This is a genomic window from Allobosea sp. 05T439, from assembly GCF_056396005.1.
This window is the reverse complement of sequence record NZ_JBFTKP010000051.1, coordinates 1-12,000: the sequence shown is the minus strand read 5'-3', so window position 1 is coordinate 12,000 and position 12,000 is coordinate 1. Positions and strand designations below refer to the sequence as shown.

At 59.0% G+C, this 12,000-nt stretch carries 6 protein-coding genes and 1 pseudogene; 4 read left to right on the top strand and 3 right to left on the bottom strand.

Annotated elements, in window-relative coordinates:
• The first annotated feature begins 235 nt into the window (after positions 1-235).
• Positions 236-2,665, top strand: a complete 2,430-nt coding sequence (locus AC1DIO_RS31480; RefSeq protein ID WP_476854626.1) for a phospholipase D family protein — start codon at positions 236-238, stop codon at positions 2,663-2,665.
• A gap of 12 nt (positions 2,666-2,677) precedes the next feature.
• Complete coding sequence (locus AC1DIO_RS31475) at positions 2,678-4,279, top strand: hypothetical protein (RefSeq protein ID WP_476854625.1); 1,602 nt, start codon at positions 2,678-2,680, stop codon at positions 4,277-4,279.
• 180 nt (positions 4,280-4,459) lie between these two features.
• Here AC1DIO_RS31475 and AC1DIO_RS31470 read toward each other — a convergent pair whose 3' ends face one another.
• The 3 genes from AC1DIO_RS31470 to AC1DIO_RS31460 all read right to left on the bottom strand — a co-directional run bounded on the left by AC1DIO_RS31470 (position 4,460) and on the right by AC1DIO_RS31460 (position 10,442).
• Entirely contained in the window at positions 4,460-5,350 is an 891-nt protein-coding gene (locus AC1DIO_RS31470) for a 3'-5' exonuclease (RefSeq protein ID WP_476854624.1), read from the bottom strand.
• A 157-nt stretch (positions 5,351-5,507) separates the two neighbouring features.
• A complete protein-coding gene (locus tag AC1DIO_RS31465) occupies positions 5,508-6,755 on the bottom strand; it encodes a flavin monoamine oxidase family protein (RefSeq protein WP_476854623.1) in 1,248 nt (415 codons plus the stop codon).
• An 18-nt stretch (positions 6,756-6,773) separates the two neighbouring features.
• Positions 6,774-10,442, bottom strand: a complete 3,669-nt coding sequence (locus AC1DIO_RS31460) for a hypothetical protein (protein ID WP_476854622.1) — start codon at positions 10,440-10,442, stop codon at positions 6,774-6,776.
• Positions 10,443-10,879: 437 nt separating this feature from the next.
• Between AC1DIO_RS31460 and AC1DIO_RS31455 the strand changes: the two genes are divergently transcribed.
• Both AC1DIO_RS31455 and AC1DIO_RS31450 read left to right on the top strand, forming a co-directional pair.
• Positions 10,880-11,524: a hypothetical protein gene (locus tag AC1DIO_RS31455; protein ID WP_476854621.1), complete on the top strand. Its 645-nt coding sequence runs from the start codon at positions 10,880-10,882 to the stop codon at positions 11,522-11,524.
• Between the two features lie 42 nt (positions 11,525-11,566).
• A pseudogene (locus AC1DIO_RS31450) lies at positions 11,567-11,782 on the top strand (ATP-binding protein); the annotation flags it as partial.
• Positions 11,783-12,000 lie beyond the last annotated feature (218 nt).

The window sequence follows — 12,000 nt, the reverse complement described above, 5'->3', positions numbered from 1 at the left end:
GTTGCGGCCACCCCTAACGTTCGAACGCTCCGGATACTATCGGAATTGCGCTCAGTGCTGATTGGATATCGAACAGGTGGGAACGCCTTTGCCGCGGGCACAGGCGTGGTTATGGGATCAACGACATCCGCAAGCCAGAATAGTTGGCGACGTCGGGCGTCACCGAGCAGATGTCAGAATCTAATTTAGCACCGCCAGAAATTGTGAAGATAGACTTCTCTCTAAAGGATTCGCCTTGGAACAGAGGAATTTCTCACCACGCGAACTATTATTGGCGGGCAAATGGTCATCTCTGCTATTCACGACCTATTCCCTTAGCCTTTCTTTCCTTGAATCGGTGCCGCTGGCCGCGGTGAACCGGAGCTTCAAGAACTTTAAGGTTCTCGCCGATCTGTCAGGATACCTTTCCTCACTTTCTGATGTCGGAGCGATAGGCGTAGGGCGCGACTACGATCTCGTTCCGATAAAAGTCTTGGGCGGCGTCTTCCATCCAAAAATATCCTTGCTTGCGGACGAGGGGGGCAACGTCAGGGCAACGGTCGGATCCGGCAACCTGTCGTTCGGCGGATGGGGCTACAACAATGAGGTTTTGGAAGTCCTTCGGCCCGGAAGGGATTCTCAGTGCTTCGCCGACATGGCGGCTATGTTGGAGGCGATCTCTAATGAGTCGATGCGCGGCAACCGACTGACGTGTCTGAGGCCGCCCGGGCTTGACCACTTCATCGAGATCGCTAGCCGATCGTCACAGGCTCCCGGTGAGGGACGCAGCCGGATGCTCCACACGATGGATGGCTCGCTCATCCCCCAAATCAGGGAGATGACGGACGAGCTTGGTGGAGTCAGGCGCCTGAATGTTTTGTCACCGTTTTTCTCCAAACACCACGGAGTTAAGGCGCTCGCCGAGGGGTTGGAGTGCGAGGATGTCGCTGTCGCTGTTCCCCCGGTTGCGCCATCAATATTCGACTTCGTGGCCGCGTCCGCCGTCGGCTTCAACGTAAAATCTGTGTCCAGCGGGCTTTTCGAAGACAGCAGGTCACTTCATTCCAAGCTCTACGACATCGAATGCGCGCGCGGACGCCTCATTGTAACCGGCAGCGCAAATGCTACGACCCCGGCACTACTTGGCCAGAACGTCGAAGCCGTTGTCGTTCGACCGGTTGATTTGGCTTTGTCTTTCGGATGGCGCGAGACATCGAGGGCCGACAATAGGATTACCGCTGAAAGGGAACCCTCCGAAGCGCCCGGTGCAGGATTGGTGGCGGACTACAACGGCGGAGTGATCGTCGGCCGCGTAATCGGCGAAGCCATCGACGAGGACTGGGAGGCGTTCCTTTCAGCGGGGACGCGCCGTCAGCGTGTTGGCCTTGTTAGGGTAGACGAGAAAGGCTCATTTAGCTTCGAGCCCCCTCCCGCTATGGATCCGATCGCGCTTGGCTCGGCTGCACAGGTAATATTAATCCGCGGCGAAATAGAGCTTCGGGGCTGGCTTGTTCTGCGCGACCTCATCCAGGCCATTTCCCGGCGGGGCCCAATTGCGCGAGCCATCGGACGTATCTTGAGCGGCCTCGACACTTTGAACGACGTTGGGGCCATCCTCGACTATTTTGCGCGCGACCCAAAATTACTCTTCGATGCTGCGGAGCGATCGGGCGGCGGAAGGAACGACCGACGGGGCATGATGCGCCTCTACGAAGGCGATCTTGCCGCGCTAAGAGCGACGAGCGCTTTAGACATGGCGTCGAAATGGTCGGGATTGGGTGCGGGCCATTCTGGCGACGCTCTCATAGAAGCGCTTATTMGGCATTTTGCAACGGCTTTGCCTGCATCCAATGACGACGCCTCCGATGACGAAGACGATGCTGCCCTTCCGCGAAAGCGCGGGGGGAAAGGCGAAAAGGACAAGCAGCCTACTCGACGTCAGAGGCTTCAGAAGCCACTAGTCGAGACAGCATTCGACCGTTTGTTCAAGAAGCTCGACGAACACCCGCCAGGGTCTAACCGAGTACCGGGTCTGTTTATCCTCTTTGACATGATGATCCAGATCGTTCCGAGAACAGAAGCACCAGACGAGCTGCTTTCAGTCCTCATAGAGAAGTGGATGCGGGCGGCCGCGGACGCCCGCCCGACGGAGACCGATCCGACCTTGCTTGATCAATGCATGTCGATTCTCACCGCACGAATGGTGATCGAAAACCCCGCGCTCGCTCCCCGCATGCATGGCGTTCTTCAGTCATGGCTTGGCCGGGCTCTCGATGACGATTTCAAGTTGCTATTCGAACCTTATTCAGAAGGGCTCGAGGAGCGGCGCATATACCCAGGCGGGACTGCTGACGAATGGAAGCGGGCATGGTCGAACATCACTAATTCTACCACGCATTGGGGCATCATAGACGAGCTCAGGCGGGCGATCCTTGCTGGCGCCTCGAACATCGTTTTGCCGGAGTGCGTATCGGCTGAAGAGGGAATGGCGATCAAGAAGGCCGCGGACGGCACAGGGAGGCCTGGAAAGATTGTCTACATTACGTCTAGAAGAACCGGAGCGGCCTCCTGTCCGGGATGCAACATAGTCCTCGCGACCGAGCAGCGTTCACGGCTGAGGAAGGACCGCATTGCGTCCTGCAAGGGCATATCTTGCAGCCGAGTCATCATCGACGTGTCCCTGTGATCGGAGGCAGAAATGCGGCTTGACGAACTGGATCGTTCGTTAGACGAGACACCAGGCTTCCGCATAGTCAGCGGATTGAAGGTGGAAGAAAGCGGAGTCGACCCGATCGGCCTACGACAGCTCAATCTCGATCTAATGGATGCCACTGTACCGGGCATCAATAATGTTACTCAATACATCAGACCCTATACTTTCATGGCGTGGGCGTGGTGGCGAGCCTCACAATATGTGGCAAGGCACGGCGTGACGCCGGAGGCAGTGCACGACTTGGTGGAGCGCTACGAGGCGATCTACGCATGGTCCCACTCGTTGGCAGGGATGCCGTTTCGGGGCCACGTGGCGGTAAGGAAATTTCTTATTTCACAGAATGGAGCGGACGCATTCACCTTCGCCGGAGCAGCTTGGGAGGGATACAAGAAGGAGCGAACGAGCTTTATGGCTCCCACGGAGTATGGCCCTTCGATCAAGTCGCTACGCTTCCTCAAACAGGAAGGCGGCATGTTCAGCTGGGCCTCTGAGGCTATGCCGGCCATCCATGCCATCGACGCAATAGTTTGCTCGGCCCTCCCTGAGCGCCTCCTACGTCCGGAATCCGCAACGGTTAGAAGGGACGAAGTACAGAATCTGGCGCTCACACTTCCGGTTCATAAAGCGACCGCGGAGGAGACGGCTGTTTTTCGTTACCTTTTTCACAAAATCGGCGGAGTTGCGGGTGCGGCAAAGGACATGCGCCGACGCAAAGCAACGATCGACCTTGTCCGGTCGATCCTTGCTAAGGAAGGCCGGCTCGACATCGATGGGCTGCGTCGAAGGTTTGCCGCCTGTGAGCAAGTCACCCCTTACGAAGGTGACGAGGCTGAGATCAGAAATTCTGCTGTGATGCTGTGTCATCTACAGGCCCGGCAGCTTCAGCGCCTCGCGACGGAGGCGATGATGTTGTGGGTCGAGGTGCTACTCTCTGAAAAGCGCGGCCAGCCCCGAACGACCGATGACATCGTCAACCGCATGCATGAATGCGCAATAGAGAATGACGATATATACTCGCAATGCATGACTGTCGGCGATTATCTGCATCGAGTCAGTGCGCTTGGCAGTAAAAGGGGCTGGCCGGCGGCGGCGGGTGACACAGAAGCAGGCGTTGTCGACCTTCTTTCCCGTATTCATCGGGCTCAATCTAAAGATCGTCCACAAATTCCGGGTCTCGCCCTTCGCTCCTTTGCAGTAATCCTAGCGGTAACGAATTCATTCAAAGATACAGCATTGCCACTAGGAGTGTTCAACTCGATCGAGTCGCGCCCAGACCGGATGCCGATGGGCACGATGGTCCGGAGATTGGAAGCTCTGACAGATCGTCCACTCCCCTCATTGTTGAAGGAGATAGTCGAGAGTTGGATTATTGGACAGCATGTTTTCTGGTCAGCCATACGCGGCAGTGATGGCAAGAAACGGCTTCGCATAGGTCTTGAAGGTGACGGCTGGATGCTGGTGCGTCCACTCCCGAGCAAAGGCTTTGCCCCGACGCCAGATCGGCTTTGGACGCTACTCGCGCTCGGGACAGCTTGCGAGATTTTCAACCACAACAATGATGGAAGCTTCGGGGTTTGTCGGGGCTAAAGTGCTTTTGGCGCGACAATACCAAACAGAGACTGGCTGGCTATGCCGCACCTATCAACGCACTCACGTATCGCTATACTAGGCCCCCGAGCGTCAAACGCTGTTGTTTTCGCTAGCCTCAAAGAAACGGACGCGGCACCCTAGGCGCTCCTTACCCGAGCGAAGAAAGCCCGCTTCTCCTCAGCAGCGGTCCGAGAAGCGGTCGTAAGCGTCGATCCTGCGTGTCAACGGCTCTACGTCGGTCCCATATATGTGGTCGCGCAGGAAACGCAGTTCCGCATCCTTGTCCGCATCGGCCACTTCAGTGAACCAGCAGCGCGGCGGTACATTATCGTCACCGTTCCATTTATATCCTCGAGCCTTGAGTGCATCCTTCATCGAAAAGGGAGCGCCTTCCGCCCAGATGCGCCAGTTGGGGGTTCGGGCACGTTCGAGAAGCCGAATAAGACCTGTCGTACCGCTCTTGGGCAGGGGCATCGCGAGAAGCTCGATCGCCGCCAAACAATCGCTGGTTGCCCGGTGTCGCTCATAGAAGAAGCCGGCTTCCGTTGCGAGATATGCGAGCTTGGTTCCCTCAAAGCCTTCGGAGTTCCAGTCGATCTCGCTCATGGAGCAAGCCCAAGGTTTGGTTCGGAAAACTTCGCTGTATCGCTCTAGAAAGCGGCGATCGAACGAGGCGTTATGCGCGATGACCAAAGCGGCCGGCGCGGCGAACCTCGCGATATCCTCCGGAGCCATATTTTTACCCGCGACGGTAGCATCATCGATTCCGGTCAGTGACGTGATCAGAGGCGAGATCGGACGCGAGGGTTGTCGGTAGCCGTGAAAGGGCTCCAGAACCTCGTAGATCGTGCCGTTGAGACCGTATCGGAACGGAACCATCGCGAGCTCGATGATCTCGTCTTGGCGAGAATCCAACCCAGTAGTCTCGACGTCGACGAACAGGCCGGTACGAAGCTTCTCACCTTCGGGATGGGGACGCGGGGATCTCGTGGTCAATTTACGCAGGACACGGTATTGCCCGCTGCCTTCTAGGGCCGCGGCCATCGCGGCGAGGTCGAGGTCACTCATTGGGACCTACCCTATCCCCTTCGATCCTTGGTGACCATGAGGTCAGGCTTTCGGCGCAAGCCGCAAGTCGAGCGAAAATACCGATTTGCTGATCGCTCTGCGGCGACGCGTCTATATCGTCCAAGCGCGGAACGTCCAACGAGATGCCCGCGCCCTTCTAAATCGCCAAGGCATTCAGCGCCTCCGTCGCCGCGCGTTCCCCACTGCAAAATGCGCCGTGCATCGTGGAAAACGCCGTGCGGTGCGTCGCCTCGCCAGCGAAAAAGATCCTGCCGTCGTAAGGTCGAGCAAGGCTGGTTCTGGCATTCGATTTACCAGGCGAGGCACAGCTGTAACTTCCTCGGATCCATGGGTCCAATTCCCACCCGGAGACGACTAGCGGGCGGAGATGGGAGCGCGCGCTGGGGCCGAACAGGCGGACCAACTCCCCGATCGCAAAGTCATAGGCGTAAGCAGGGCCCTGACGCGTGATCTCGGATGCGGCGTTCCCACCGTAGAAGCCCTCGATGACGTTCATTCCGAGCGGCCGGATGTAATAGGCGCCCGTGAGCGAAGACCGAGGATTGCCAACGACCTGGGTTTCGGGCTGGAAGGCTGCGGGACATAGCACCTCCAAGAATACMTTCTCATTGGTTCCAAGCGACAGATCTGCTGCCGCCGCTTGCCACTCCGCGAGCTCTGGCGGCAGTGCGATAGCTGCCGAGGTCAGCACATTGGTCGATACGGTCAGGATTACGGTACGTGCCCGGACAGCCCCCCTCCAAGTTTCCAGCTTCACTGCATCCCGTTCCAGCCCGATGGCCGTCACGGGGGTCGCCAATTGTGTGACTGTGTCTCGCGGCAGGATTGCCGCGACAAGATTTCCGAACCCACCGGGAAGACGCCAATCGGTCTCCGTGCTGGCCTCGTGGTAGGTCATGTAGTCAGCCACGGAGACGTTCTTCAGCGGCTTTCCGCTAAGAGCGCCGACCACCCGTTCGAGATACGGCCGCCAGCACTCGCCGCCCTCGGCTTGCAACACGGCGTCCCAAGCATTGTCGCTTTGAGGGCATCGTTCCCGCATCTCGGACGTCCAAGCTCTCAAGAGCTTCCGGGCCTCCTTTTGCTCCTCCGGAGCGAAATCAAGATCCTTGTATTGCCTTCCCCAAGCAGCCTCGCGGCGATCGATAGAGGCACCGGCCGCTACGGCGACTTCAACCCATGGGTTCCGGTCAGCCGAATGCAGCCACTCGCAGCCCAAATCGATGTTGAGGCCGCATCTAGGCGTGACGGTCCAGGCACGCCCGCCAATGCGAGCGGACGCCTCAAGCAATAACGACGTGCGATTGGATCGTGCCAGGACACGCATGGCGGCGACGCCGGCAGCGCCCGCGCCAACGACAACGATGTCGGTGACGTCGCTCATTCCCTTCCCATGCCCGATCTAGCCTGCCGGTGGCGGTTTGAAAGGCTCTCCGCTCGCGCCACGGTTCTTGAATGCGGCGATGTCGTCCAGTTCGAAGAACGCGATCGAGGCCTGCGGCTGACCGTGCATGTGGAATACTCGACGGTCCCACGATCGCGTGAACGGTGCATACGCGTTGCTTCCACCAAAGTGACCATTGTTCGCGACGACGACCATTTGGTGCATATGGTAATGTAACGCGATGGCCATGTTGTCGAACGTGTTAACATCCCTGTTCATAGCCGGTATTGCGAAGACATCCGATCTGTTCTTCAAATCGGCTGCCAAGCGCAGATCGGTTGCGTCGAAGCAAATCGCCGCCGTCAGCCAAAGCGGATCGATGGTTTGATCAGCCGACCAATCGTATCCGATCAGCCATTGGCAAGGCCGAAACKACTGAAGAAGCCCGCTATTCTCGTATCCTTTCTCTTCCGGCGCGAGGTGCTGCTTGCCTTGCCGCCGAGTTAGGATTTGCACACCTCGTGTTGGATCCTGGGTCGGCAAAACCCAGATCGCGGAATTCACTAKCGGCTGGCCGGGGAAGAGCTCCTCATAGGTCAGGCCAGCGAGAATGATCGTCTTATGCGCCCGAGCGAAGGGGACGAGGTGTGTCTGAACGTCGTCGGGGTGCACGGACAGCTCGGGCAGTATGAGCCAATCGAGGCGGCCTTCCATCCGCTTATGGGTCTCGCGGAGCGCCAAGGAGCTTCGGACTGCAGCGAGGGCGGCGGACAGATGGCGACGGTGCCGGATCCGACGAGGCGTCGACGACATTCTGAGATCCGTCTCATCAAAGTCTGCCGATGAGGGAAACGCCATTTGTACGACGCATGCACGCAGGGGCTTCCCATGCCGCTGAAATGCACCCGGCGCCCGTAGAGGGACGAGCGATACGCTGGTCCCTTGCAGGCCACGCATGACCTCAAGTCGCCCGTCGATAGCTTCTTTCGTTTCTCTCAAGGTGTCTGCCACTGGCGTGTCGAGAGCCCGCCTGGCACAACCGGGCCACCACAGTAGGCCGAACAGCAACTTTTCCATCCAATCGGAGATTGGGAGCCAGTCATCGCCGAAGGCCGAATGGCCGTTGAAGAAGCCATATATCCGTTCGTGCCAATGGCCGCTCGGCGGTCGGTAGATTTGCCGCTTTTCCTTCCAGCTAGGTCCGCGAGCGGGTCTGCTGAAGTCGGCTTGAGCGGTCAGTACGAAACGTAGCAGGAAGCCCAGTTGGAAGCGCCAATGATACGTCGCCGGCGCCCAGCCTGGTGGGTCGTAGATAGAGGCGCCGACCAGATTGCGTTGGTTAATCTGCAACTGATCAACTTCGCGTTGGCCAGGGGCCACCTCCAAGGCGATCTCGGAGGGAGATATCGCGCCCGTCTCCACACCGCTCGCGATCGCCTCCAGGAATTTGGAGGAAAAGCTCAGAAGAGCGCGCTCTGTGCGCAGTGTGTGGCGCGTCTCGGGTGCCAGCACAATCTGGGCGAGCGTGTTGGATTTGGCGGCTGATTGATCGCCAATGCCCAAGTCCGCTTTGGCTCGTGGCGTAAGAGATGAAGCCTTGCCGGTCCGCTCGACAAGCTCGGCCGCGAAGTTGGGATCGAGCGAGGCGATCCCATTTAGCCGCGCCGGTCCCAATTGACGCCCCACAAGGCTTGCCGCACGCTTTTCGTCCAGGAAGGAGCGGCGCGCCAACACAGCGTAGGTCGCGAACTCCTCGGCCACCAAACTCTTCGGATCGCCGTTGAGGAAGCGCAGAAGCCGAGCGTACGGCCAACGATCCCTGCGCTTAAGCGAGGGCAACTCATCGAGCGAAGGAGGGGCGGTCGCCAGCAATAGGTAGGCTTGCTGCTTGAGATACCAGGGAAGGCGCGTTTCGGTCGTCTTCGCAATTCTCAAAGCCTCCTCGCGAAGAACGCGTCGGTAACCGTCGACACCCACCGCGGACGGCAACTGTTCGTCATCTTCCACGAAACCGGTCTCGACGGCGCCGGCCCTAAGAATTTCCGAAAGGCAGTACCAAGCGATCCGGCGTGGCGCCTTGCGCGGCCCACCCTTCCTAGTGAAGCGTTGCAGCAATCCAAGAACGCGCTCAAGAAGGTCAGGTGCGGGCCAGAGATCCAGAGCGATCCGCAACAGGCGAACGTTCGACGGATCGTTGCTCCACTTGGAGATCAGCTCCAATGCGAAGGCGCGCGTCTCATCGTCCAGCTCCTCCCGGGTGCGAACGCCTTTGAACTGACTATAAAACTCGTCGCTACCCTGCTGCGTTTGCTCTTCGGTGGTCTGCCAAAGCTGAGGACGAAGCGAGCGATAGGTCTTGCGGAAGCGTCCCGCGACGAAGCGGTCGACGGTTGAGTCGCGCACGTCGGGAATGGGGCGGAACGGATCATACGGATTGATCGATTCGGCTTTCGCCAAGCGCTCCTGCGCACGGATCAGGCCGAGGACAGAATCGAGGATTTCCCCACCCGCGATGGGGTCGAACCCGCCTGAGATCGCGGCTTGGATGCGTGCCATCCGCTTGCTCTGCTGAACCAGAGGCCTTTCGTCCGCGCGGAATGGTGACACTTGAGTCTTCTCTTCCGACGGGCTGAGGCCAGGCGCGGATCGATCCAGGCAGCCCGCAATCCATCCGACGACATCAATCCGAAGCTGCTCGGTATTCGCGGTCGTCGGCGCCGTAAGCACAAAGCGGAGATCGTCCACGTAACGAGCCGCGTCGTGAAGTTTGATGTCCGGCAGAATGTMGAGGCCGATCTGGTCCCGCATCTGCTGATCGAATTTCGAAAGAGCGATGTTGGCGAAGAAGCCGGCTGCGACGAGCCCCTGGGGGAGGAAGATCCTGCTGAAGTCCGGCATACCGGACTGCTTGGCGTAGATTTTTGCTTCATCCCGGTCTGCGCCCGCCCAGCTCCATGATAGGAAGCTGGTGGCCAGATCGAAGAAGTCCAGATCGTCGGCCGGATGCTGGAGCCCACGTATCGCGTCGTGCAGAAGCTCGTCGGTAACGCGGTCATAAAACTGCTTCAGGTCGGACTGCACCACMAGCGTTTTGGGACCGCGCCCGTGGATCGCTTCCGCCATTGTTTCAGGTCTAGCCAGAAACATCTGGTAGTCCTCGTAGAACCCGCGATAGAGCGTAGAAGATCCCCATCGATGCTTGGCGAATCCTTCATGGTAGTCGCAAAGTAGCCGGTTGCCGTATGAGACGATCGAACCGATGTTGGGACTGATCAATAGGGTGGTGGGATCGCCTTGGCGTGTCTCAGCCCGGTCGGCCAAGCACATCATCAAGGCCGTCGCTATCACCTGATCTCGCAGGCTCACGTGAGCGAGCGGGCGAATTTTCACCGATGCACCGTTCGCGCCGACGGGATTCCAGCGGCCATCCTTCTCGACGCGCCATGCCTGGCTTTTCGGTGCCGGCACCATTCGGATCGGCTCCGAATGACGGGCGCGACCGGATTTTATCTGACGGGAGATGTCCGAGATGAAATCCCTGAGGTTGACGGCGGTGAGGTCGAGCTCAAGGGTGTCCGAAAACCAGTTGTGGTAGCGGATGTAGTTGGACGCTTTCCTCCAGGCTTGGATCAGTACGGTTTCGTCCGCCAGGCACTCGATCGTCGGCACTAAGGAAGTAATTGCCACTCACACCCCCAAGTTGAACGATCCACACCGTTACGTGCAGCTCGAAATCAGACTTCGCGAATGTGCGCAAGGGGTAAGCCCGAGCTCGCTTTCTCGATTCCGGCGCTGCGTCTGCCATTGGAATTCGCCGGTGCCGGCTTTCTGCTGTGGCTGGCGTCGAGCTCCATTCGGGCCGCCAACAGCTTTCCCGGAACAGGTGCCGGCACGGATGTCAAAGTGCGTATCGGCCCGTTCGTGTCAACGTCGCGACAGGGCTGGCGCTCGCCGCGCTCGCTGGAGTCGCTTCGATGATATGGTCCGTGTGATCGATCGAGATCGTGGGCGAGCCTCGAGCCCAGCAAGCATGTGGACGCTGGATTGCGGTCGAAAAGCAAACCTTCGTTGATTCGCGGAATGCTTGATAACCTCAGTTATCAAGTGTCTGAAGGGGGACATCTATGGGGGTGCCAGCTCGGTTCGCAATCGAATATCCGCAACGCGCGTTGGAGCTGATCCGCCTCCTCGAGGATCAGGCGCGCAAACGCGAGCTGCTTGGATCATTCGGACTGCTCGCCGCGGCGGCCGTCCTGACAATCCCCTATGAACGAATGAACGCCTCGCACTTCTTGCACAGGGAGGAGCAGGATCACGACTTGGCCACACACCTGAAGCGCTTGGACAAGGTAAAATTCCTTGAAGCCCCGTTTTGGCCCAAAAGCCCGGATGCGAATGCTTGGCGTCAGTCGCGAATCATGGCGGCAGTTGACGACGTAAATCGCTGGCGGGACGAGCACGGCCGACATCCCCTGGCGACGGAGGCGAACACGATTGCGCAACGCCACGCCAGTCAGGTGATCCGCGTCCTGCGCAATGCGCTGGCGCACGGCAATATAATATACCTCGACAAGGACGGCCGCGAGATCGCCGGCAACGTGATGGTCTACATGGCCTTCCTGTCGCGCTACGAGGACGAGCGGCTGGAGCAGAGACAGACCTACCGGGTGCTTGTCACGACGGAGGATGCATTCATCCAATTCGTGAAGGCCTGGGCAGGATGGGTCTCGCAGTTTCCGCTCAACGACCGTGTGGCGGAGGCCGCATGAAGCAGCTTGCCCAGCTAGGCGTTGCCGAGCCTCCTGCGATCGTCGCCGACTGGTGCCGAGCTTTTGTTCGAGACGTTCCCCCAACGCTACGAGCGCGGCTCGACCATCGTCACCTCGAACCTGCCCTTCGTGGACTGGACTTCGGTCCTGGGATCGGAGCGTCTCACCGGCGCACTGCTCGACCGGCTCACCCATCACGTCAGCATCTTGGCCATGAACGGAGACAGCTATCGTCTCAAACAATCCGCCGGCCGACGCCGCCCCCAGGGTCGCACGCGAACTMGACCATGTGATCGCCGAGCGTGGCAGGCCAAAGATGATCGTCAGCGACAACGTCCTATGTCGGGAAGCAGCTTTGGGCTTTGGCCAACAGGTCTCATCGCGCCGGCAGATCGCCGACGTCAGCAGTAAGCTGATCCAGATGGTTTCCACCGTCAACGGGATCGCTCCCAGCCATAGCAAACACAGGATCCAGC

Excerpts from the sequence above, each read along its gene's own strand:
- AC1DIO_RS31455 (WP_476854621.1), top strand. The coding sequence starts at position 10,880 with ATGGGGGTGCCAGCTCGGTTCGCAATCGAATATCCGCAACGCGCGTTG.
- AC1DIO_RS31470 (WP_476854624.1), bottom strand. The coding sequence starts at position 5,350 with ATGAGTGACCTCGACCTCGCCGCGATGGCCGCGGCCCTAGAAGGCAGC.
- AC1DIO_RS31475 (WP_476854625.1), top strand. The coding sequence starts at position 2,678 with ATGCGGCTTGACGAACTGGATCGTTCGTTAGACGAGACACCAGGCTTC.